The 23,017-nt window shown below is 45.9% G+C and carries 16 protein-coding genes and 3 tRNA genes; 9 read left to right on the top strand and 10 right to left on the bottom strand.

The genetic code is table 11. The annotated features are described in order from the left end of the window. Positions 1 to 370 precede the first annotated feature (370 nt). Entirely contained in the window at positions 371 to 1,138 is a 768-nt protein-coding gene (locus PQQ36_RS03965; RefSeq protein ID WP_103199634.1) for a substrate-binding periplasmic protein, read from the top strand. A gap of 89 nt (positions 1,139 to 1,227) precedes the next feature. On the opposite strand, the gene PQQ36_RS03960 is transcribed toward PQQ36_RS03965, so the two are convergent. Beyond that, the gene (locus tag PQQ36_RS03960; protein ID WP_273660367.1) at positions 1,228 to 2,313 is read right to left on the bottom strand and encodes an SGNH/GDSL hydrolase family protein; all 1,086 of its coding nucleotides are present in this window, start codon (positions 2,311 to 2,313) and stop codon (positions 1,228 to 1,230) included. Positions 2,314 to 2,660: 347 nt separating this feature from the next. On the opposite strand from PQQ36_RS03960, the gene PQQ36_RS03955 reads away from it, so the two are divergent. Continuing rightward, the gene (locus PQQ36_RS03955; protein WP_273660366.1) at positions 2,661 to 4,838 is read left to right on the top strand and encodes an EAL domain-containing protein; all 2,178 of its coding nucleotides are present in this window, start codon (positions 2,661 to 2,663) and stop codon (positions 4,836 to 4,838) included. Positions 4,839 to 5,366: 528 nt separating this feature from the next. Continuing rightward, the gene (locus tag PQQ36_RS03950; protein WP_273660365.1) at positions 5,367 to 8,984 is read left to right on the top strand and encodes an Ig-like domain-containing protein; all 3,618 of its coding nucleotides are present in this window, start codon (positions 5,367 to 5,369) and stop codon (positions 8,982 to 8,984) included. 58 nt (positions 8,985 to 9,042) lie between these two features. On the opposite strand, the gene PQQ36_RS03945 is transcribed toward PQQ36_RS03950, so the two are convergent. The 5 genes from PQQ36_RS03945 to artP all read right to left on the bottom strand — a co-directional run bounded on the left by PQQ36_RS03945 (position 9,043) and on the right by artP (position 12,726). Next, complete coding sequence (locus PQQ36_RS03945; protein ID WP_047110792.1) at positions 9,043 to 9,603, bottom strand: pyridoxamine 5'-phosphate oxidase family protein; 561 nt, start codon at positions 9,601 to 9,603, stop codon at positions 9,043 to 9,045. 183 nt (positions 9,604 to 9,786) lie between these two features. After that, positions 9,787 to 10,455, bottom strand: a complete 669-nt coding sequence (artM, locus tag PQQ36_RS03940) for an arginine ABC transporter permease ArtM (protein WP_015728208.1) — start codon at positions 10,453 to 10,455, stop codon at positions 9,787 to 9,789. Next, the gene (gene artQ / locus PQQ36_RS03935) at positions 10,452 to 11,141 is read right to left on the bottom strand and encodes an arginine ABC transporter permease ArtQ (RefSeq protein WP_273660363.1); all 690 of its coding nucleotides are present in this window, start codon (positions 11,139 to 11,141) and stop codon (positions 10,452 to 10,454) included. The genes artM and artQ overlap by 4 nt, the downstream gene beginning before the upstream one ends. 1 nt (position 11,142) lies before the next feature. Further along, positions 11,143 to 11,874: an arginine ABC transporter substrate-binding protein gene (locus PQQ36_RS03930; protein ID WP_011081735.1), complete on the bottom strand. Its 732-nt coding sequence runs from the start codon at positions 11,872 to 11,874 to the stop codon at positions 11,143 to 11,145. Between the two features lie 123 nt (positions 11,875 to 11,997). After that, positions 11,998 to 12,726 carry an arginine ABC transporter ATP-binding protein ArtP gene (artP, locus tag PQQ36_RS03925; protein WP_011152524.1) on the bottom strand — a complete coding sequence of 243 codons (729 nt, stop codon included), beginning with the start codon at positions 12,724 to 12,726 and terminating at the stop codon, positions 11,998 to 12,000. A gap of 282 nt (positions 12,727 to 13,008) precedes the next feature. On the opposite strand from artP, the gene PQQ36_RS03920 reads away from it, so the two are divergent. The 6 genes from PQQ36_RS03920 to PQQ36_RS03895 all read left to right on the top strand — a co-directional run bounded on the left by PQQ36_RS03920 (position 13,009) and on the right by PQQ36_RS03895 (position 21,618). After that, a complete protein-coding gene (locus PQQ36_RS03920) occupies positions 13,009 to 13,515 on the top strand; it encodes a copper resistance protein NlpE (RefSeq protein WP_011152523.1) in 507 nt (168 codons plus the stop codon). A 284-nt stretch (positions 13,516 to 13,799) separates the two neighbouring features. After that, entirely contained in the window at positions 13,800 to 14,267 is a 468-nt protein-coding gene (locus PQQ36_RS03915) for a DM13 domain-containing protein (RefSeq protein WP_047110785.1), read from the top strand. A 211-nt stretch (positions 14,268 to 14,478) separates the two neighbouring features. Beyond that, complete coding sequence (locus PQQ36_RS03910) at positions 14,479 to 15,324, top strand: mechanosensitive ion channel family protein (RefSeq protein WP_045595880.1); 846 nt, start codon at positions 14,479 to 14,481, stop codon at positions 15,322 to 15,324. A gap of 335 nt (positions 15,325 to 15,659) precedes the next feature. Continuing rightward, positions 15,660 to 17,708: an EAL domain-containing protein gene (locus PQQ36_RS03905; protein ID WP_047110783.1), complete on the top strand. Its 2,049-nt coding sequence runs from the start codon at positions 15,660 to 15,662 to the stop codon at positions 17,706 to 17,708. A 153-nt stretch (positions 17,709 to 17,861) separates the two neighbouring features. Continuing rightward, positions 17,862 to 20,744, top strand: coding sequence for an alkaline phosphatase family protein (locus PQQ36_RS03900; protein ID WP_434076200.1), 2,883 nt, complete (start codon positions 17,862 to 17,864; stop codon positions 20,742 to 20,744). A 163-nt stretch (positions 20,745 to 20,907) separates the two neighbouring features. Beyond that, entirely contained in the window at positions 20,908 to 21,618 is a 711-nt protein-coding gene (locus PQQ36_RS03895; protein WP_011081728.1) for an MBL fold metallo-hydrolase, read from the top strand. Positions 21,619 to 21,673: 55 nt separating this feature from the next. Here the strand turns inward: PQQ36_RS03895 and PQQ36_RS03890 are convergent. The 4 genes from PQQ36_RS03890 to PQQ36_RS03875 all read right to left on the bottom strand — a co-directional run bounded on the left by PQQ36_RS03890 (position 21,674) and on the right by PQQ36_RS03875 (position 22,758). After that, a tRNA-Asn gene (locus PQQ36_RS03890) sits at positions 21,674 to 21,749 on the bottom strand. A 36-nt stretch (positions 21,750 to 21,785) separates the two neighbouring features. Next, positions 21,786 to 21,861: transfer RNA gene (locus PQQ36_RS03885), tRNA-Phe, on the bottom strand. Between the two features lie 32 nt (positions 21,862 to 21,893). Then, positions 21,894 to 21,984: transfer RNA gene (locus PQQ36_RS03880), tRNA-Ser, on the bottom strand. A gap of 192 nt (positions 21,985 to 22,176) precedes the next feature. Further along, positions 22,177 to 22,758, bottom strand: a complete 582-nt coding sequence (locus PQQ36_RS03875; protein WP_011081726.1) for a porin family protein — start codon at positions 22,756 to 22,758, stop codon at positions 22,177 to 22,179. Positions 22,759 to 23,017 lie beyond the last annotated feature (259 nt).

Here is a 23,017-nt window from a genome sequence, read left to right as displayed (position 1 = left end):
GTTAATAATAGAAAAGTAGTAATTGATTAAATAATAATCAAATTGGCCCGTTTTTGTGATTTGAGTCGTGTTTATTCTTGTGCATGACGAAACAAAGGGTTAGCGCTAAACCTGTTTCATTGGTTTATTTTTAGGCTCAACCATAAAAAATAAACAGTTCTTCAGTATCAAATAGTTGAAAGAAGTTCATCTTAGTACTCCTGTAATAACGAAAAGATAAAAAAGCCGGAGCAACGGGTTTTCGGACAAGCACGACTAACAATGCGCAATGTTGCTCCGGCAATGTCCACAGATTAATTGGGTATTACGCAACAATAAAATCGATTGTATATATTGTTGGTATAGGTAAATCCGATGTAGGGAGATCATCGTGAAAAATAAATTCCTATTGTTCATCTTGGTGTGGTTATCGTTTGGCGCGATGGCGAATGAAAAGCGAGTGTTAGAAATCGTCACACTAGAATACCCGCCATACATAGAAACACGAGACGATGTGGTTTCGGGCGTTGCAGTGACTTTGGTGGAACATGTCTTTGCTAAACTGCAACAGCCGATAAAAATAACCGTACTGCCTTGGGCAAGAGCATTGAATTATATTGAATCGGGCCAAGCAGATGCGATTTTTACTATTTTTAAAACCGAGCAGAGGGAACGTTTTGCTGATTTCAGTGAACAAGTGCTGTTCAGGCAAAATATCAGTTTAATTCAGATGGACAATGGGCCTGTTGACGCTAGCCAAATTGAGCAAAGAGCCTTCAAACAATGGACGTTGTGTGTGGTGAACAAGGTCAGCTATGGGGCGCTCATGGATGGCGCGATCAATACCAATCAGTTTAAATCGGTGATACGGCAAAATTCCGCTGAGCAGTGTGCGCTGATGCTCAGTGCAGGCCGTGTTGATTTGTGGGTCTCTAATGAGTTTGGTGCGCGAAGCGTGATTGCCTCTTTAGGGCTGTCGCAACAACTTGAGATTCTGATGCCACCGATGCAAACCACCCTCAGCTACATCGCGTTTTCCAAGCAAAATCAGCATAGTGAACTGTGTCAGCGCTTTGACTTGGAGCTGCTCAAGATGAAACAAGATGGCAGTTATTTCCAGTTAATTGACGACTACTTTGCTGCTTTGATGGAAAAGTAAACTCTCGATTCGGCACGCTGGTGGGGAGGCGTGCAGTACGCTCACAACCACATGTGTCGCGGCTGTGAGCGTCGATTTATTCGTTAGTATTATGGGGTCGTCAAAAGCTCTTGCTGGCGAATAAACTGCGAAAGTTGCGTGGCAATCTCACGGTGTTCTTGCGCAGTAGGGTGCCAGATACAGCCTTCAAGGGGTGAAACAAAGGTATGACTATAGACCTGATGGATCTCTTGCTGCGCCAAGGTTTCTATGGCGTCCTGAGTCGCGGGAATAATGTAGTCATACGGGTATGCCGGACGCGGCATGAGAATGATCGGCACCCGATGGTAGCGGTGTTTCAATTCACTCACATATTCCACCATACGTTCGGTCCACGCCTGTTTGACCTCTTCAATGTTACTCCAAGGTTCATGGGCTTGTGGATCGGTACTAAAATCGTTGGTGCCCACTTCCACCACTATCAGATTGGGAAACTTGTCTTCGTAATCGAGTGTTAGACCATAGACCGCGGCTACTTTGTCTGTGTAGGTGGTGAGGTTATGGTGTGGTTGGTTTCCACCCCAGTTACGAATTAACCCTAACCCAGAGAACGACACTTGAGTAATGGTTGTGTTGAGCTGCTGGCCCGTTTGGTAAGGGAAAGCCAAACGCGCATTGGAGGTAGCGTAGATTTCTTCCCATGTACATTCCCTTTTCTCTGATTCACTGCCAAAGCCAGCGCTGATGGAATCACCAATAAAGAGAATGTGCGGCTTGTGTCCCCACACACCGTCTATTGAACCGTTGTGTTCAACCGAGAGAAAACGGCTCATGCTGGCGTAGTTTTCCGTTCGTTTAACCACTTCGATCAATACATTTTGCGTGCTTTCCGATGCAAAGAGCACGAAGGTTTCCGTCACGCCATTGGGTTGCGTCATGAGTGTTGTGCTCAGCTTACCGTCAACCAATACATCAAAATAGTCGCCATTCCCTTGCATGGTGAGGGCAAAGTGGCTGCCGATGAAGCGTGTTTTCAGCGTTGAGCCTGGCCAATTAACCGCAACGGAACCGTCTTGATAATTTTTGCTGTTTCGCCCTTCAAAGGTGAGATTGTGGTTGGTGGCAGGCAGTGATTGTGCGAGTGCGCTTGCGGTGCAAAGTCCTAGCGCTAAGCTGCATATGAGTCGATAAAACATGTCCTTTCCTTGGCTGCTGATATACCCAAATAACCTCAATGTGTGAGTTAAGATCTGAATCCTGCCTCTTGAAGTCACTTGGGTATATGGTTCGAATGAGTATGGTCTAGCAATGTGTCAGGTAAAGGTGACGGCAGAGGGAGAGGCGACTTTTGAGCAAGCTTTTCGACGTACTTCATGCAATACACGTTTTGTGCAACATCCTTGTTGCATCAGAGGATGATCACCTTGCGATAAGCTATAAACTCAGCGCTTGATTTGGTTTTGTAAATAGAGTTCTTATTTATAACGTAGTAGTTGCAGTTCAACTTGGTTATCATGTGTAAGCATTCATAAGAGGCTAAATCATGCAACCAAAAATAGTAAAACTGCCCAATATTGGGATTGGTGTGGCCGCTTACTTTGCTGTCCTGCTGGCATTTTGGACGTCAAGCCAATTCTCTATTCATCATGAACAGTATCAGTTGATTTCCGTCGTCGCGTCTGTCGTGATTTCGGCTGTATTGGTGTTTCATCTTAAAGTACTGTTGCCGATTGTTCTCGCTTTCTTAAGTTATTATTTGCACGTTGGTCGGCCATTCGAAGTGGCACTCTTGTACGCGCTGTTGTTGCCACTTTTGCCAGTTGCCACTGCACTGCTGTTCATCCAAATAGAAAAACGTCTCGAAGGCGATTCGGCCATGAAGCGACTGCTGGCTTATGCGGTGACGTTTGGCTTGTTCTACCCATTGATGAGTACGTTGATGATCAGTGTTATCAGTGCTTTGACTGAACAGCTGCATATGACGCGCGAGTTCTTGCTTTATTCGGTGTTAGGCAGTGCGCTGACTCAGCTAACGGTGACACCAGCGTTGGTGATTTTGCTTGCCATGCTGCTCAAAAATGAGCGGCATGAATATCTGATTCTCGATAAGTTGCTACGACGCTCTTCGAAAACATCGCCTTCATACTGGTTGTGGCTGCTGTGCTGTTTTTCATTGATGGTTGTCGCGATTCAACATCCTAGCTCCTTTGCGCTCTATTCTTCCTGCTTTGTCTTGTTGGTGCTGGTGATTGTTGGCTTTGGCAAGCACGGTTTGGTTCGTCCGCTTTTTATGGGAACGTTAACCATCCTGGTGATGGCGAATGACAGCCTTAATCGGGTGAACACCTATCAAATACTGGACGAGCAGTTTTTCGGCTTATTGTTGATTTTAAATGTTGTCACGGTATTGGGCTATTTTGTCGGTGGGTACGCGATAAAGCACTATGAGCTGGCACAACAGCAGATTCGCGCAGAGCGAATCGACCCTTACACAGGGTTGTTTAACCTCTCTCAGCTTGAGGAAGACCTCACGACGATTCCCAAAGCTGTGTTGATTTATCTCGATTTGTCGCCAACCTTGTCTCGTTTAAGTGAGTTAGGGCACGATGGTAAAGCGCAACTGATTGGCCAGATTTATCAATTCGTCAATCGAAACCAAGATGAGAACGCCAAGTGTTATCGCCCTCCATTTTCGACCGGCGTATTGGGGTTTATTGAAGGTGATGAACGAATGAAGCCGTTTGTGGCGGAAATGGCTCAGCGGCTCGACAATTTCCAGTTTTATTGGCGAGGGACGTCAATCTCACTGGTTTCTCCGACACTGCATTGTGTGGTGGTAAAGCACGGAGAAGACTTGACCGATGTCGTCTCGCATCTATGCGAGCATCACGGCAGCAATCAACAAGTGAATTGGATTGATGGTGAGGCGATCGCAGAATCTCAGATCGACAAACTCGCCTACATTCAACGTGTATTTAAAAATAACGAGTTTGAACTTTATTGTCAGCGCTACATGAAATTGGCAGACCCAAGTTCTCAGCAATTAAGCTTTGAAGTGCTAACGCGAGTGAAAACGTCGCAGGACAGCCGTTTGCTGCCATCAGAGTTCTTTCCTTTGATTAATCAGTTTGGGTTAGAAGTGCAGTTAGATCAGTGGGTGGTGGAGCAGACTTTTCGTTTATTGAATGAGCAAGTGCGCAATTGGTGCCGTGTGGAAAAATGTGCGGTGAACTTAACCGCTCGCTCACTGGCAATGGCAGGTTTGAGTACGTGGATTATCGAAAAAGCCCATCAGTACCAAGTGCCCCTAGATAAAATATGTTTTGAAGTGACCGAGTCCTCCGCACTGCAAAATGAAGAGCAGGCGATTGAAACACTCAAAGTGCTGCGCGCTGCAGGGTGTAAAATTGCGTTGGACGATTTTGGTACTGGTTACGCGAGCTTTGCTTATTTAAGACGTCTCCCTCTTGATATTGTCAAAATAGACGGGGAGTTTATAAAATATCTACCGACCAATGAAACCGACAGATTAATTGTTGAGTCGATAAGCAATGTCGCCAATGATATTGGCTTGGAAACCGTGGCAGAATTTGTCGAAAGTGAACAACACATTGAGATGCTTAAACAATGGCATATTACTTATGCACAAGGTTTTGGTGTTTATAAGCCACAACCATTAGCGCAAGTCTTGCGAGAATTTGAAACATCGAGTGTCGTTTAACGCCTCTTTGCTCCTTCCTCCTTCTTGAATTATGAGTGTGAGAAGGAGTGAAGGGCCGCATCTCTTTATCGCCGATTGGCTCGGCTTTTCCCTCTTATTTATCAAGAATAAATGCTCTAAAAATAGTAAGTTATAAACAGTATTGGCTGCGATTATCAGAATGGTGGTCAATCAAGTTGATCATCAATGATTGCAATTTGCTCATCTTGTAACAAAATGTTTCTTTGTAATTTTAAAATGAAAAATAACAGTGTGGGAATATTCTTACATGGCATTGATTTGTCTATTTTTCGTTATCGTTTTGAAATAAATTATTTTTAATTGACCATCAATTCATTCAATTTATAGGAAGCAATCTCTAAGTTTAATTTTCTGTGGTGAATTTGATGAAAAAATCTTGATGAAATACGTACGATTAAAATGTGTATTTTAAGAAATATTTTGTTACATGCGTCGCGTGCCTTATTTCTTTTGCAGATTCATATAATGAAGATTCAAATTTTTCTTCAATAAAAAAGTTGCCCAATTATGAATAATAAAGCTCTAAGGTTAGTGCCTACTGTCCTTGCGCTCGCAGTGAGTATGGCTTTTCCTGTTGCTCAGGCGGCAGTAAATAGTGAAATTTCAATTGTTGGTTCTGAAAGCCAATGGTGGAACACATACAAGGTGAGCCTTACCAATACAGGATCGAAAGCGATTGAATTACGCGATGCCAAAATAGTATTTGATTCAAATCTCACGATGTCTTCGCCTTCTTGGTCAGCGGCTGGAATCAGCTACCCAAATATGAGTTTCAGTAGCAATGCGCAAGGAAACGAGTTCAAAAACACGCTGGCTTTGGCTTTTGATAACGGCAGCTGGGTGAAATCTCAACTACCTGCTGGTCAGCGTATTGAGCTAACGCTGGGTGTGAGCGGTGTGCTGGATATGACTCTGCTACAAGATACGATTCGCTTGATTGCTGACGATGAAGTGGGGGAGCCAGAGCTTTCTCTGAAAATCGCCTCACCAATGAATGGCGCGGAGTTTGAAGAAGGCCAAGCGGTTAACATGCTTGCAAACGTAACCGCAACCAACACCACTGTTAAAGCGGTGACTTTCTTTGTCGACAACACACAAGTCGCACGCGTAACACAAGCACCTTTCCAAGCAAATTGGCTGTCAGCTGGTGTGGGACCACACACGATTAAAGCGATGGTGGAAAGTCACTCTGGTCTAACACAAGAGCAAGCCGTCAGTATTACGGTCAAAGAGAAGCAGGTTGAGCCACCGGTCGATCCTGTCGTGCGTGAATTGACATTTGTGGCGCCAACACAAGGTCAAACCCTTACCGTTGATCAGGCGACAACAATCCAAGCGCGTGTTGACGGTGATTTGATTTCAACTCTTGAGTTTTGGGCAAACGACCGCAAGCTAGGTCAACGTAGTATCACTTCAACCCAAACGACGTACTCGTACGCTTGGACGCCAAGCGAAGTGGGTAACGCAACCCTCAAAGTGGTGGTGCTAGGCCAGGATAACCAGATGGTTGAGCAGCGCAGCATTGCGGTTTCTGTTCAAGATGAGCCAAGCTTTGTGAGCCCGGAAGTGAGCTTTATTTCGCCAGAGAATGGCTCTAAGTTTGAAGAAGGTAACACCGTTGCGATCACCGTTCGCGCAACGGACGCTGATGATGACTTATCGCGCGTTATCGTAACAGCAAACAACCAGCAAATTTGTGAGTTTAACGCGTCGACGGAAAGTCAGTACTCATGCAACTGGACGGCATCTCAAGTTGGTGACGTCACGCTTGAAGCGGTGGCCACCGATGCGCAAAACCTCACATCAGCCGCTCGTGTTAGCATCACCGTTGAAAAAGTAGAAACGCCGCCCCCTCCGCCAACCGGTGGGTTGTGTGCAGAGTTTAATGTATACCCAGATTGGACTCGTGGTGATCACGCGACTGGCGGTGACATTATGGTGCACAAAAACATTGCTTACTCAGCGGTTTACTGGACGCAATCTGTTCCTGGCAGTGATAGCTCGTGGTCATTGCACCTAAACTGTGACGGTACAGAGCCGGGTACTGCGCCTGCACTATCATTGCGCAACCCAATGGACCCAGTGCGTCTAGAAGTGGCTGGTTGGCCAAACACATTCGTTGTAGCGAGCCCATCAACGCAAGCTCCAAAAACTCTGACGGTCGAAGCAAGCAGCAGTGATGCGCTAACAGATGTAGAGCTGCTTACACGATCGTTTGTGTCTGTTTTGGAGCAAGCTGAGAATGTCGGCACTGCCTCTATCGTGATTCAATCGGATGTTCTGGATCTTGCCACGCGAGACAAAGGTGCGTCGTTTGGTACCGTTGCGGTTAAACAAGCCCTGACGAACGCCATTGATATCACGGGCAGCCGTATTGATATTGATGCGATCAACGCACTGAGTGATGACGTGAAAGGTTGGGCGCATGCACACAACTTGATCTTCACGACACTTGCCCCACAAGCGACATTCGGTTGGTCATTGAGCATTGGTGAGTTCGCGTACGATACGCATTCTGGCCGTCAATCGGTATGGGATGAAGCGTCGATCTTCTCTGCGGATTTGCTGGATAGCTTCGAGCTTTACAAAGCGGATTCTGTAAATAAAGCGGACTTTGTCGCGTTTACTAAGTCGAGCGAGACGGCGGCGCTAACCAGCGCGCAGTGGCATCACGCGCTTGAGTTCGTCAAACAGGTCACAGATTACGTTGAAGCACCGGCAATGCTCGCGAACATGCCGACAGAGCAAACCGCGAACTACTTCATGGGCAATACACAAAGTGAGCAGCAAATTCGTAAAGCGGCTTACAGTAACGTGTTTGCACTGATGTTTGATCAAGACTCACCTGCACTCACCAGCAAGATTGAACTGTATCAAACGGCGAAAGTGCCACTGTACTACGTGGGTGAAGAGCTAGAGAAAGGTTCATTGACTCGCATTGAAGCGCTAAACCAAGAGTTAGCCAACGCTGAGAGTGTAATGAACAACGAAGCTTTCCTATACGAAACGCCACAGTCTCAGTGGGTTCCGTCAACGGTGTACAAGTGGAACGACTTCCTTGATGGCTTGAACGCAATGCACAACATTGGTGTGGCGGGTAACAAGTTCTGGCTGATGGACGACGAAGTCGATGACGCGACCAACATCAAATACGCGAAAGTCGCGATTGCTGCGTTCCTTGCACAAAGTATGCAAGAGACGATTCGTTACAATGCGTGTGATGAAAACAACTGGTCTGAAGTGAAATACGGTGCGCCAACGGATTACCCAATGACCGCCAGCTGTGGTCAACTTGGTCAGAAATACGCAGATTACGGTGTAAACCCAGTCTCAGGTCTGGATCATGCGTACTCTTGTCCTCGCGATGACAAGATGGAAGTGAGTGCTCTGACGCATGCGAAATGGTATGGCGCACCCGCTCCTGTCTTTGCAGCGCCTGATGCCGTGCTGGAAGAGCGTGGTTTATTGGTGAACGGTGCGGCAGGTCGTTGGACCAACAACGGTCACTGTAACGATGTTCCTGAAAATGTTGATACGTCAAAACAAGTATGGGAACGCGACGAATGTAAGACTTACGTTGGTCAGAAAGCCGGTAAGTTCATTTGGGACGGCAGCAGCCAAGAAAGCGTAGAAGGCTGTGGCTGGTGGGGTCGTGGTGTTATCCAAACCACAGGTCGTCAGAACTTCGGTACGCTTAACCACTACCTAGGTCGCTCGCACGTTGATCCATCAACCATTGGTAAAACGATTGACGGTGTCACGGTAGAAGCACCACCAGAGAACCCACTCTACGCAGAGTTGGATTTCTGTTCTAACCCAGGTCTGATTTGTAGCTCGGAAGAGAACAAAGAGATCAAGTGGATCGCTGGTCTTTTCTACTGGGTAACCTCAGTACAAGCCTACAACGATGAAGGTGGTCAGTACGCGGATTGGAACTACTACAATGAGTTGAAGAAGTACGTGGACAGCGGTCTGCAAGGCTCTCAATTTATCGATGACGTCTCAGGTATCGTTAACCGTGGTTGTCCGGATTTGACCTGTTCGACAGGTGATGTTCACAACGTGAAAGAACGCCGCGAGAACTTCAAACTGGTACTGAAAAAGCTGGGTCTTGATCCTCGATAATTGCGACAGAATCATGTCGACAAGCGAAGCCACCACTGAAAAGTGGTGGCTTTTTTTATCAATTCTCGATACCCGTGCGAATGATTATTTCCGTTTCAAAACCATCAATACTTTGCTGATTTTTCTTGCGCCAATAGGCCTCAATGCCTTCTTTGCCTTGTTTCTCTGACCATGCTGCCAGTTCGTCTCGATCACCTTGATACTCAAACAATGGAACCGACATTCCACAAGAGGATTGCACTAGGTTGATGTCCAACACAAACAGTTGCCGCGTAGCGACGCTGGCTGGGAAAAGGGCAAGGTACTTTTGCCATAGTGGGTCAGTTTGATGAAGTACGGTGGCGTTGCCGTAAGTGCGAAGAATCAAGGGTGCGCCTTCAAACGCACACCACATTAGAGTCATGCGTGGGTTTTTAATCGTATGAGCCGCGGACTCGTTACCACTGCCCGTTAAGTTTTGCCAAACAATGGTTTTATGGTCGATAACTCTTAGCGAGTCCCCTCCTTTTGGGGAGAGATTGACGCTGCCTGTTTCCGCGGCGGTTGCGACGAAAAAAATCTTTTGCTGTTGAATAAAGTCGATGTGTTGTGGCGTTAACTCCAAATACTGTTTTCCCATCTCTTCTCCTAAAAAATTGGCATTGTGATAGCATTACTTTAGAGCAAAAGATAGGCAACGAAGAGGGGAAAAATGAGAACGAGGTGAGTTGTCGTCAAAAAAGCGACCGAATAGAACATTTAGCGGCTAAATGGCCGAAAATATGGAAATTTTTCGGCCGAAATGTGATGCAAGATAGGCTTTTCAGTGTGCTTCAAACGCGAGCGCTTTTTTCTCTACCTGGCGGAAAATCAGCGTCATGATGGCGTTGATGGTGAGATAAAAAGCACCAGCCACTCCAAATACCGTCAAGGTATCGTAAGTTTGCGCATTAATGCGTTGCGCGTATCCCATCAGATCCATGATGGTGATGGTGCTCGCTAACGAGGTACCTTTGAACACCAAAATGACTTCGTTGGAATAAGCTGGTACGGCGCGGCGCAGTGCGTAAGGTAGCAACACCTTCAATGTCACGAATTTGTTCATCCCAAGCGCGCGACAAGCTTGCCACTGCCCTGATGGAATCGCGTTGAATGCGCCTTTGAACAATTGGGTGCTGTATGCAGCCGTGTTTAGAGCCAGTGCCAGCATGGCACAAAACCACGGCTGGCTTAGCCATTGCCAAACAAAGCTGTCGCGAATGGCGTCAAACTGGCCTGGGCCGTAATAGATCAGGAAAATCTGCACGAGCAGTGGCGTGCCGGTGAACAAGGTAATCACGCCGCGACTGAACCAGTGTAAAAGTGGCGTGCGCAGAATAAGCGTCGCGGTCATCAGTAACGATAAAATACAGCCCACCAACAGTGAAACCGCTGTCAGCTCAAGGCTGGTGACTAAGCCTTCTAACAGTTGCCAGAGATGTTGTTCTTTCATGCTTTGGCTCCTTGATCAAGACTCAATCCTTGTGCGGAAAATTTGGCATCGATGATTTTTACAACGCGTTGGGTTACAAGCGTGATGACTAAGTAAATGGCCGCTGCGGTGGCATACCAAGTAAACGCTTCATGAGTGGCCGCCGACGTCAGTTGCGCTTGCTTGAGAAGATCCGTCACGCCGATTAATGACACCAACGCCGTGTCTTTCAATAACACCAACCATTGGTTGGTGAGTCCTGGCAGCGCATGGCGCACCGCTTGGGGTAACACAATTCTAAAAAAAGTACGACTTTTACTCATGCCTAGAGCACTGGCCGCTTCACGTTGGCCTTTATTAACGGCTTTCAATGCGCCGCGAATGGTCTGAGAAGCGTAAGAAGCAAAAATCAAAGAAAGAGCAATCACACCAGAAAGAAACGGGCTTACCTCGATAAAATCGCCAGTCAGTAGAAACAGAACTTGTGTTGAGCCAAAGTAGATGAACAGCACCACCAAAAGCTCAGGCAAGCCGCGTAGCACCGTCACCAGCGCAGTAGTTGGCCATTTCACTAGTGGGTGGCGAGTCATCTCGCCACCGGCGAAAACAACCGCTAACACTAAACCGACGGCTAAGCTGACCAGCGCAAGCTGGATGGTCATCCAGCTTGCTTGGGCGAGAGAAAGAGGGTAACCCGTTAATGCCATATTAGTTACCGAAGTACTTGTTGAAGATTGCTTGGTATTCGCCGTTTGCTTTCACCGCTTTTAGAGCAGCATTCAGTTGGTCGACCAAGGCTTGGTTGTCTTTGTTGACCGCAATACCAAAGCCATTACCAAAGTATTGTGCGTTGGTGACGTGCTCGCCGACATAAGCGAGATTGTTTTCCTTCTTGAACCATTCTGCCACAACAGCAGTATCACCAAACACGGAATCGATACGGCCATTTTTCATATCAAGAAACGCATCTTGATAGCTTGCGTATGGTACGGCAGTAACGCCAGTCATTTGTTCTAGCAAAAAGCTTTGGTGAGTAGAGCCATTTTGTACGCCCACACGTTTGCCTTTCAGTGCGGCTTGGTCGGCGACCTTGCCTGCAAATGACACGAAAGCCGCTGAGTTGTCGTAGTACGCATCGCTAAAAGCCACTTGTTCTAAACGTGCATCGGTAATGTCCATTGCTGAGATTGCTGCATCATAACGTTTGAATTTCAGAGCAGGAATCAAGCTGTCGAAGGCTTGGTTATGGAAGGAACAGCTTGCGTCCAGTTGCTGACAAAGTGCGTTCGCTAAATCGACGTCGAAACCTTGGATTTGATTATTCTCATCCATGTATTCGAATGGTGCGTAGGTGGCTTCCATCGCAAATTTAATCTCTTGTTGTGCTGCTGCATTGGCAGAAACAAGGCCGATAAGGGACGCCAGTAAAATCTTTTTCATTGCAATACTCCGTGTCTATCTGTGCGCTGACGTCAAAGACGAACAGTCAGCTTATCGTCATTTCCGTTCTGTTCAGGTTTGGCGCGATTTGTCGCCATCAAACTAAACCGATTGGATGGGTTGTTAGTGTTTTAAATATTCGGCAAACGCGCGGGTTTGCGGTTCGCTGAAAGCTTGTTTGGTGCCGTGCTCAACGATATGACCTTTTTCGAGATAAAGGACATGGCTAGCGATTTTCTTAGCGAAATCGACTTCGTGAGTAACGACAACTTGGGTGATGCCAGTATCACTCAGGCCTGAAATGATCTTCACGACTTGATTCGTGATTTCAGGATCCAAAGCGGCGGTAGGCTCATCAAACAGCAGCACTTCCGGTTTCATCATTAATGCTCTCGCGATTGCAACACGCTGCTGTTGGCCACCAGAAAGTTGCAACGGCCATGCATCCGCTTTATCCGCTAGCTGCAAGGTCGCCAAAATTTCTCTTGCTTGCTCAATCGCCTCTGCTTTAGCGACACCCAGTACTCGTATCGGCGCTTCAATCAGGTTCTCAATCACAGTGAGATGTGGCCAGAGGTTGTATTGTTGAAACACCATGCCGACTTTTCGACGCAGCAGCAGGCCATCGGCTTCACTTGGAGAAGAAGCAAAATCAAAGGCTTGATTCGCGATGGTCAGTTGGCCGTTGTCAGCGGATTCAAGTAAGTTCAACACACGCAGTAGAGAACTCTTACCCGCACCGCTTGGGCCAAGTAAAACCAATGTTTCGCCTTTCGCACACTCAAAGCTAATGTTGTGCAAAATTTGGTTGGAACCATAAGATTTATTAACGCTTTTTACTTGAATAGACATGCTACTAATCTGCATCGGTTGTCATTTTGGCTTATGCTAGCATTTTTGCGGATCTATGCAATAAAAATGTATAAAAATTTAGTTTGTTAAATTATTGTTCACTATTTAATCGCTTTGGTAGTGTCTCCTACTGGTGTGAGCAGTTGGCGTTTTCTTGGCAACACAATATTGACATTGCAGAGAATTTCTAACCGGAAACGATCACAGCATGACTTTCTATTGACGTGAAAATTGAAAGGCTCGCTACTATAGAGTGACAGTGATGGATATGGAGAATATCAAATGAAAAAGACAATGTTAGCGTTAGGTGGTGTGGTGATTCTTTTAGCGGGCTGCCAAGATGACAAGCAAGCACAAGCCCCTGCAGCCACGCCTAGCGAAGAGACACAAGCTGTTGTCGTGGTGGAGCCAAACCAATCTGCGGATACGGATGTTGTGACCACTGAAACGTTTGTCGATAGTGCGCACAATGCGAAAAACGCATTGGACTGGAATGGTACGTATACCGGTACTCTACCTTGCGCCGATTGCAGCGGTATCGATGTGACCTTAACATTGAACAACGATGGCAGTTACGTTTTAGAAGAAACTTACCAAGGCAAGCAAGATGGTACGTTCAAGTCTGAAGGCCACTTTAACTGGGACGAGAGTGGCAGTGTGGTGACATTGGAAGGAGAGGGGTCACTGAACCAATACTTCGTTGGCGAAAATGTGCTGATGATGCTCGACATCAACGGTCAGAAGATCACGGGTGATTTGGCCGACTTCTACCGTCTTAAAAAGCAATAAGCAAAAGTGTACCTGATCCCCCATCAGGATCCATGTTGAATGCTCTAATCTAGTCCGAGGGTGACAACCTTCGGACTTTTCTTTCTCTTGATGTGTATTGATTTGATGTTGATGATACCGCCTAGATCCCAGCATCTTGAAGTCACTTGGGTATATACTCTCTATTCATTCACCCAATTTAAAACCAACATCACCCATCGTCACGACAATCTTTGATTCGCCAAGCGTTACACGTTGAAGCACGTTAAAAGTTGATGGTAGAAAAAGAAACAGGAACACAGAGCATGAAATACGGACTTTTAATCATTTCTCACATCGCGATGTTGGTTTGTGGTATTGGGTTAGGGATTTATCTTCTGCCGATTTTGATTCAACCTACGAGCCCCTCTCAACAGGCGGTTGCAAGCGTCATGCTTGCCCCAAGTTATCAAGGGGAATTTAGCCGCGATCGTGCTGACAGCGATTTCTTACATTGGGGAGAAGGTAAGCTTGTGATTGATGCGCAAAGTATTGCTTTTTCGGGTGAACTCGCCCCAGGTCCCGACTATAAGCTTTATCTATCACCAACGTTTATTGAGACAGAAGCTGACTTCTTAGCCAACAAAGAGCGGTTGGTCCGTGTTGGAGATGTTAAAACATTTGACCGCTTTATTCTGCCCATTCCAAGTGATGTTGACGTGGCAAACTACACAACGGCGATCGTTTGGTGTGAAACCTTCAGTCAGTTCATTACCTCAGCCAAATACCGTTAAATCATTCACGTTAATCAAAGGAAACGGCGCATAGCTTTCCCTTGAGGTGTTTTCTATTTGGTGCTTACTTATCTTATAAACGAGTGATATTTGCTAGAAACCGCCAGTGGTTAACGTTTTTTCATCTGCAAATTGCGCTCTGGATTTGCTTTTTATAAAGTGATGGCGCTTGGACACCAACTCAGAATCGCAGTACATCTAAGGACATAAGTTGCAAAAGTTACAGCTCGTTATTGATTTCTTGCTTCAACATAAGCTTTTTTTCACCGCACTGATCATCCTGTTCATTATCATGATTAGGCAGTTAGTGCTGTCTCGTATCCGTGGGGAAGCGGCATTTATCACCGAGAAGCAGCGCAGTTGGATGTCTCGGACAAAAAACGGTGCCTTTGCCATCACCAGCTTAATTCTGTTTGTTTTGTGGCAATCGGAAATCAACCAGTTTGCGCTATCGGTGACCGCCATTGCCGTTGCGATTGTGGTTGCATCGAAAGAGATTATTCTCTGTTTTACCGGCTCTATCCAGCGAGCCAGTTCTCGCTCTTTCCGAGTTGGCGACTGGATTGAAGTGGGAAAAATTGCCGGTGAAGTGATAGATCACAATATGATGGCGACCGTGATCCAAGAAATCGATTTGCATCACGGGCAATATCATTACACAGGGAAGACGATTACCTTGCCGAATAGCATGTTTTTTACTTATCCGGTAAAAAACCTCAATTTTATGAAGCGTTATGTGTACCATCATTTTTCAATTGTGGTGCCGGATTTTGTGAATCTTTATCCTTTGCTGGCTGATTTAGAAATTAAAATCGAAGAACACTGTCATTATTTTTTAGACGTTGCAAAACGTTATAACACGATGATCGAAAAACACGCTGGCGTTGATTTACCAGGAGCAGAGCCTCATATTCATATCACGAGCGCAACCGCAGGCGAGCAAGTGGTGAATTTTATGATTTTCTGTCCTACGGAAAAGGCTGTTCATCTTGAGAGCTTGATTCGTCAAGATTTTATGTCCCTCTATGAAGAACGTTATCCTCGTTCAATTAATTGAAAATCACTATCGTCAGGATTGAAATCTTGAATGGACGATGCCAAATTAGGGGCGTAATGTTCACGCCCCTAATTGTGGCGTTGTCATAATTTGGGATGATAGTTCATCTCGTCATATTTATCTTTTGTTTATTTTATATATAAATACAACAAGGGTTGAAATAATAGTGATGAATGTATTTTGCCTCAGTTGAACGATCAACTTTCTACTGTTTTCAGTTGAACTTAAATGGAATTTCAGGTGGCTAATTCTTCTAAATTTGTCTTGGAATTCAATTCTCTATAAAAATAAAGAAAAGATGCCTTAAGACCTGGTGTTTGGAATAATCTGGTCTAATGAAAAAATCACCCTTAATTTCTCTTCTAACAACGTTATCCAGCAATGCTTATTTAAACGGGTTATGTAATACATTTGTCATGCTATTACCAATCTCGTTGATTTCTGCATTTAGTATCTTGATCAGTAACCTGCTCAATATCACTGGATACACTCAGGCCGCAGAGCACGTTTTGGTCGCGAGTGACATTATCTGGCGCCTTTTCCCGATTCTTTTGCTGGTTTACTACAGTTTATTTCTCGCTTCGTTGCACAAGCTGTCAAAAGTCACGGTGATCACGCCAGCCATGGTGATCTATTTTGTCATTTGTCATAACTGGGGTTTGTTGCAAGTAGGCACCATAGTGCCAAGCAATTATCCTCTGGCGATCATCATCCCAACCTTGGTTAGTTTGTCTATTCGTTTTGTCTCCAAGCGCGATTGGTTTGTTCAATCCAAGCTTCCGAGCGTTGTCGACCAGTCAATTAACCTCGTGCTCTCGACATTCTTGTTGGTGCTGTTTTACACCTCATTAGGTCACGCCTTAGAGTGGTTAGTTGACATCACCCACCTTTCAGAGTGGGCATTGCCGAAGTTGACACTCGAATGCCTTTCGCACGGTGTGATTTATGAGGTAGTCAGAAACCTCTTTTGGAGTGTTGGCATTAATGGTCATATCGTGCTCGCACCTTATAAAGCAGAGTTGTATGAGTTGACTCACAATGCCTTGCAGGTGAGTGCACAAACCGGGAGTGAACTCCCCATCCTGACAAGTAACTTCTATGACATTTATGCAGGAATGGGGGGCGCAGGTAATACATTGAGCTTAGTGATCTGCATGATTTTACTCACCAAGCACAAAGCGTATCGTTCTCTAGGGATCGCGGTATTGGTATTAAGCATTTTCAATATCAATGAGCCGGTGATCTTTGGTTTGCCAATTATGTTTAACCCCATTTTGATCATCCCTTTCCTATTGGTGCCGGTTGTAGGGTTAGTGACCGCATACTACGCCACGTTATTTGGGTTAGTACCGCCAGTGTCAGAGATCATCAGCTGGATGAGCCCCCCATTATGGAGTGGTTATATCGCAACCGGAGGGCATCTTTCTGCCACTCTATTGCAAGCCATTATTATCTTGGCGGGTATTCTGATTTATTACCCCTTCTTTCGTCGTATGGACCAAATAGCCAACGCTGATACCACGTTGTTTAAATCCGCTTCGGACGATTTTTTTGACTATGAAGCGTTGGACAATGGCAAAACGGCGGGGGCACTGTTTCCTGAAATGATGGAAAAATTTTCCGCACAGCAGCGCGTCGCGAAGTTGAAACTGAGTGGTGACTTTGTGCTCTTTTACCAGCCGCAGTTTGATACGGATAAGCAGCAGATCAACTCCGTTGAAGTGTTGATCCGTCATCAAGACCATTCAGGGCAGATCACACCGCCTTACTTCCTCAATGATTTTCGCTTGTTAGGACTCACATCTGAGCTGGATTTATGGGTCGTGAGGACCGCTTTATGTGAAGTGTCACCTTTAGCAAGCAATCCGTGTTTCAAAGTGTCGATTAACATCTCACCAGAAACTTGTTTAGTTGCGGATTTCGCCAGTCGCATCATTAACATGATCGAAGAGAGTGCTCTGGATTTTCATCAAGTGGAACTGGAGATCACCGAAGAGCTGCTGATTCAGGATGCCAAACAAACGCAACGTGTGTTGGACAAACTCAGAGGGAAAGGGGTACAAATCGCACTCGATGATTTTGGATCTGGCTACTCATCCATAGGATACCTCTCTAAGTTCGATTTCGACAAAGTGAAAATTGACCGTTCGTTGGTGCTCAATCTTGATAACCATAAGGGCAGAGAGCTCTTTCGTTTGACCACTGAGATCGTGAAAACCACTGGAGCAGAAATTGTGGTGGAAGGGGTGGAAACCGAGATTGAGCTGAACTTTGTCTCCCAACTGGGGATACACCTTGTCCAAGGGTACTATTTTTACAAACCGATGCCATTTACTCAGTTGATTGCATTGACCTTTGAGCAAGATTGTTTACGCGCTTCTTAAGCGCGTGATATTCATCGCTCTTAATCGCGGCAGTAATGCTGCTTTTTTGTGCGCCTCTCCCCGAGTCTTACTTTTGCTTACGCCTCAAGCTTGCACTTCGCTCATAGACTGACACAATCAGCCAATACTAAGAATCTTAAGGAAAAGCTGTTTATGTTACGCTCAAAGGCGATAGGGTTAGTTTTGGCAACAGTGGCTGGCGCGATGCCTGCCCCATTGTTGGCGGAAGTGGGAAATACGCCTGTGTTCGGTGGGTTGTTTAACTCCAGCGAAGTGCTGAAAAATCAGGTGGTTTCATCGCTCAGTTACTCAACGCGTTTTGCCCGTGATGTCACGCTATTTACCATCGGTGGAATGACGTTAGAAACTTATCTTCTGACGCTTCCTCTTGATACCTCAGTGAAAGCGCGAGTGATGAAGCAGATTGCGGATCCCGGCTATGCCATTCCTCTAGGCTACTTCCTTTACCAATACTACGACCGTTACAGCGGCTTGGGGAATGAGGATGAGTTTCGCAACTATCTGTTCCAAGTGTACGACAAACAAGCACTCACCGGATTCCAACACACGCTATTCCAAGTGGAACACGCTACGTCGGTCGAAACCAAGCAACATGAAAAAGATCAAGCGCACCAAGAAGGCATCAAAGTGGATGGTGATTTTATCGCTGCATTGGTGACGGTTTACGATGCATTGGTACAAATTGGCGAATGGCAAGATCAAGAAACGCTCCCTGAACAATATCGCTACTTAACACAATCGGCGGAAGATCTAGCGTTGGTGGCGAAGATAGAACCCATTGTGCTGAATATTTTGCAGCAGGTGGCATCGGGGATGGATGAGGGCGAAATGAAACATGCGCTCAACGCCATTATCGAAGATGGGAAACCGGAGCACAAAAACAAGGTTAACAATAAGGCACAAGCGATTACGGTGACCCTAATTGATTTCGTTCGCCTCAATGTACTTAAAGCGTATCGCCAGTTTGTCTATCAAGACGAAAGGCAGCAAGCGCTGGATCATTGGCTCCAAGAAGCATTTGATGATGATCCCGAAGCTCTGCTGGCCTTTCTTGCTTCGCAGCAACAACGCCGACTGGCAGTGCAAGTGACGGTGGATGGCCTACAGCAAGGCTTGTTGGAGGGTTTGGTTTCACCAAATAAGCCGTTTATCTCGACGGCCTATGATAAACATCTTGAGTGGCAAGCGGGGAGTGAACAGCGACCAGATGGACAGAAGCCTGCCCACAAGCAGCAAATGCGTTTTTTACAAACCCTTGCGACACAACCGTATCAAGATCCTTATTATCTGCCTTTCTTCAAACGTTTATACCAAAACCATGAAGACTCCATCGCCAGAGTGGGCATCTCTTCAACGCCAACCATCAGTGTGAGGAATTTGCCTATCATCAAAACAGGGGCAAGAGTGGAAGGGGAGGGGGGCACTGGCATTCCCAACTTCCACTTTGTTGATCGCCATGAAGATCGCGCTTATTACTTTTTTGGTAACGATGCCCTGCAGCTTGACCGCATCATGCAGAAAAATCGCGTGCAAACCATGTTTGACCGCCTAGTTTACTTGAAAACACTCAATTGCAACGCGCAGTACGACTGGAATGCGCACACCACGTATGATGGCCTGGTGAATCTTGGGGCGGGTGAAGCGCTGCGTGATTTTGGCGAAAAACGTTGTTTACGCGAGCTCAATGAGCGGGCGAAAGTGGAAGTCGTGTTGCAGCAGATGCGCAGTGATTTAATTCGAGATGTTGTGGATTACCAAGAGATACCGTTTTGGGATATCTATACACGTTTAACGAGAAAGTGGAAAATTGAACAAGATTTAACCTCATTCTCCAAGCTTGACGCGAAAGGGATGCCTGATTACACCTTAGTGTACAACCCATGGCCGGATCATTTCGCACACTTTGTTGGCCCGTTTAGTGATGAAATCATCATGCCGACGGGGGAGCTAAATCGACTCGATTACTGGCTTGGTGCGTTAGAAAACGCCTATCAACAGGCAGGGGTTTACGAAAGAACGTTATGGGGAATGGCTGGCGATCATGGCCTGTCTCCAGTCTACCGAACGCTCAACCCAGAGAAAGCGATATTCGAGCCACTTCAAGGCACTTTAGGCTATCCGCTGGTGATGAGAAAGATTTCATCCGATGAGGGAGAAGGGCCGAAGATGACCAATGCTCTGAATTTCCCCTCCAATAAAGGCGTTGATGTGGTGGTGGCCTCCACTGCTGGTGGAAACTTTATGCTCGACTTTTTCAATTCCAACCAGAGCTGGCAAACTCAGCCTCTTTATCAAGAGTTGACCCAATGGCGCCCTGTGAATGCAGGGAGTGAGCCAGTGATTGATATTGTCAATTGGAGCGTAAAAACCTTGGCAGACAGCTTAGATTATCTCGCTGTGCGAGAAACCGCTTGTAGCGCTGAGCATTGTAAAGTTCGCCTCATCGCGACTCGCAACGGCAAGCGGGTGGACGAGTTTGTTGAGAAGGTGGGTGAGAAATACGCCTATTTTGCAGCAAAAGGTCAGCCTTCGTTATTGGAGGTGTCTACGCTTAATCCCTATTTGCCTACATTGAGTGAAGATGAAGAAAAGCAGCGCACTCTAGCACTCCAACGTTGCCTAGGCGTTGACAGCCAACGCCCTGAAACATGGTGTGATAAAGCGCAATGGCGAGCATTAACCCGCTTCACGACTCGACCTGATTCGGTGATTCAGTTGGCGCACCTCTATTTGGAAGAAAGAGCGGGCACCATCAACCTTTTCCCCAAAGAAGGGGTTGGTTACAACACCAAAGTACCAGGGAGACACGCTGGAGAAAGCTATCTTGAAAAAGACGCCTTTATTGGTTTTTGGGGTGCGCCAATTGGCAACAATACGACGCCTTTAACCAGTGAGGAAAATGGTTCTCTCGCACCAACATTATACGAATACCTGACAGGAGAAAGCGTAGTCGCTGGAGAAAATGGTTGGGGCTTCCCTTCTTTACTCAACAAACTTGGTATTGAATCGTTTTGATTGGTGTCTCTCTATCAAACTTCTCTACTAAAATAGGCAATTACGGCTAAAATGCCGCGAATGGAAAAGGTGCTGAAAGGTGCCTTTTTCTTTTTGCTTTCTTGCCTGTCGTCAACTCTCATCTAGACTGATTATGTATGGAAACAGATTTCTCGAGGGGATTATGGCAGGCCAAATCATTCAGGAATTTCATCATGTCGTGTCGGGTACCATCAGCTATGTGGTGTCAGATGTCGGCACAAAACAAGCCATAATTATCGACCCTGTTGCAGACTATTGCCTTGAATCTGGGAGGATCAGTTTTGAATCTGCAGATAAGCTTTTGCAATACGTCAGAGAGAATCATCTTCATGTCGTGGCCATTTTTGAAACACACATTCACGCCGATCACCTAACGGGTTCTTTTTACCTTAGTGAATTGTTGCAAGCGCCCATCAATGTGGCTGAAGGGGCAAAGAAAGTCTACGCATGTTGGAAAGATGAGTTAGCTCTTAAAGAGCTGTATGAGTTTGAACACTTTCTTATGGATCAAGAACATCTAGAGTTTGGAGAGTCTGACCTAGAAGTGATCAATACGCCTTGTCACTCGGCGTCTGATGTGACCTTCAAAATTGGTGAGGCAATTTTTATTGGTGACGCGCTTATCCCAGAGAGCGATTGCCAGTTATGGGAAGAGAAAACCAATGTCGACCATCTACTGCACTCTCTTTATAGCCACATTCAAACCAATGGTGTTGAAGTGTATCTAGGGCATGAAGAAGAGTGTCATGGCGAGGATCGGGAGTTGATTGACGAACGTTGTGGTCATGCAGTCAGTGAAGAGCTGGTTGCATCGGCGATCAGCTATAATCTTACGGCGCGTTTGCCCACTTGAGTGAGTAAACATCAAATAGCAAAAAGCCTCATCAAATGATGAGGCTTTTTAAATGTGGCTCCTCCTGCTGGGCTCGAACCAGCGACCTGCGGATTAACAGTCCGTCGCTCTACCGACTGAGCTAAGGAGGAACTATTCTGTTGTTGTATCTGGCACAACTTAATAAGTGGTGCCTCGAGGCGGAATCGAACCACCGACACGAGGATTTTCAATCCTCTGCTCTACCGACTGAGCTATCGAGGCAAATTGTTCAGCATCAGCTCAACAATGCAATGTGGCGGAGAGATAGGGATTTGAACCCTAGGTACGCTATTAACGTACGCCGGTTTTCAAGACCGGTGCTTTCAACCACTCAGCCATCTCTCCATGGGCCGAGATAATAGGGGGAACCGTGGTTGATGTAAAGTGGAAAAAGTTCAATCGCTTGATTTGTCGCCGTTTTATGTTTTGTTTGCTCTGTTTTTGCGCGCTCGGTCTCTTTTTTATTCAATCTGTTCTTCCAAAACGAAAAGTAAAAAAGGGCCGTAAGGCCCTTTGAAGAAAGAGTGTGCAGACACATTAAAACTTGTATGTGGCACCTGCGTAGAATGCGCCTAGGCTGTAAGCAACGTCTTCTGTTACTTTGGTACCATTTAGGTCATATTCGGTACTGATACCAAAAATTTCAGCATCGTAACCCACACGGAACGCTAGGCCGTTCAATGCTGGTGGTGCGTACTCTAAACCCAAACCAAAGTGGATAGCTGCACCACTGTCACTTTCAAGTGTTTTGGTTGACTCGCTAAGATCCAATGCTGAAAGGCCAACAATACCATAAGGACGAAGGCCATTTGCAAAGGTGTAGCCAAGGTTGGCATTCAAAGAAAGAGCAGTCGGAGTCCAAGTATTTTGCGGTGTAGAAAATTTCACATCACCGTATTTGCTGTATTGTGCTTCGATACCAACGATACGGTTGAACTGATAACCGGCGATCAGTTTTAGTGCATTACCATCGGCTTTACCGGTTACAGACTGGTCACTGTCAAATTCCGTAGAACCAGCACCAGCACCAAGGTAGAAGCCGTTTACTTTCGTGTCTGCGTGTGCTGCTGAAATAGCGCTTAGGCTCAATAACGTCAGAGCGATCGCTTTCATTTTCATTGTTATTTCCTATGTTTTATTAGGATGTCAGGCGCTTTTTATAGTGATATGTATTTCAAATCAGAATGACAGCAAGCATTGAGCTCGCCGTTTCGATTTGTGGTCTTTTTCATGAGCGCTGACAACAGTTTTCTATGCATGGTTTTAAACAACTTAGTTCTTAACTGCTTTGGTCTAGCATTGGTTTTGAACACTGTTTTATAACCAGGTGGGATAATATATAAATTTCATATTTATTGCTAGTGATATATTTGCATTA

The organism is Vibrio sp. CCUG 15886 (assembly GCF_028570825.1).
Taxonomy (GTDB): domain Bacteria; phylum Pseudomonadota; class Gammaproteobacteria; order Enterobacterales; family Vibrionaceae; genus Vibrio; species Vibrio vulnificus_B.
Note: the sequence above shows the minus strand (reverse complement) of the source record. Positions and strands in the feature narration are given on the sequence as shown.

Coding starts and splice junctions, on each gene's coding strand:
- PQQ36_RS03960 (WP_273660367.1), bottom strand. CDS start 2,313: ATGTTTTATCGACTCATATGCAGCTTAGCGCTAGGACTTTGCACCGCA.
- PQQ36_RS03955 (WP_273660366.1), top strand. CDS start 2,661: ATGCAACCAAAAATAGTAAAACTGCCCAATATTGGGATTGGTGTGGCC.
- PQQ36_RS03950 (WP_273660365.1), top strand. CDS start 5,367: ATGAATAATAAAGCTCTAAGGTTAGTGCCTACTGTCCTTGCGCTCGCA.
- PQQ36_RS03945 (WP_047110792.1), bottom strand. CDS start 9,603: ATGGGAAAACAGTATTTGGAGTTAACGCCACAACACATCGACTTTATT.
- artM (WP_015728208.1), bottom strand. CDS start 10,455: ATGAAAGAACAACATCTCTGGCAACTGTTAGAAGGCTTAGTCACCAGC.
- artQ (WP_273660363.1), bottom strand. CDS start 11,141: ATGGCATTAACGGGTTACCCTCTTTCTCTCGCCCAAGCAAGCTGGATG.
- PQQ36_RS03930 (WP_011081735.1), bottom strand. CDS start 11,874: ATGAAAAAGATTTTACTGGCGTCCCTTATCGGCCTTGTTTCTGCCAAT.
- artP (WP_011152524.1), bottom strand. CDS start 12,726: ATGTCTATTCAAGTAAAAAGCGTTAATAAATCTTATGGTTCCAACCAA.
- PQQ36_RS03920 (WP_011152523.1), top strand. CDS start 13,009: ATGAAAAAGACAATGTTAGCGTTAGGTGGTGTGGTGATTCTTTTAGCG.
- PQQ36_RS03915 (WP_047110785.1), top strand. CDS start 13,800: ATGAAATACGGACTTTTAATCATTTCTCACATCGCGATGTTGGTTTGT.
- PQQ36_RS03905 (WP_047110783.1), top strand. CDS start 15,660: ATGAAAAAATCACCCTTAATTTCTCTTCTAACAACGTTATCCAGCAAT.
- PQQ36_RS03900 (WP_434076200.1), top strand. CDS start 17,862: ATGTTACGCTCAAAGGCGATAGGGTTAGTTTTGGCAACAGTGGCTGGC.
- PQQ36_RS03895 (WP_011081728.1), top strand. CDS start 20,908: ATGGCAGGCCAAATCATTCAGGAATTTCATCATGTCGTGTCGGGTACC.
- PQQ36_RS03875 (WP_011081726.1), bottom strand. CDS start 22,758: ATGAAAATGAAAGCGATCGCTCTGACGTTATTGAGCCTAAGCGCTATT.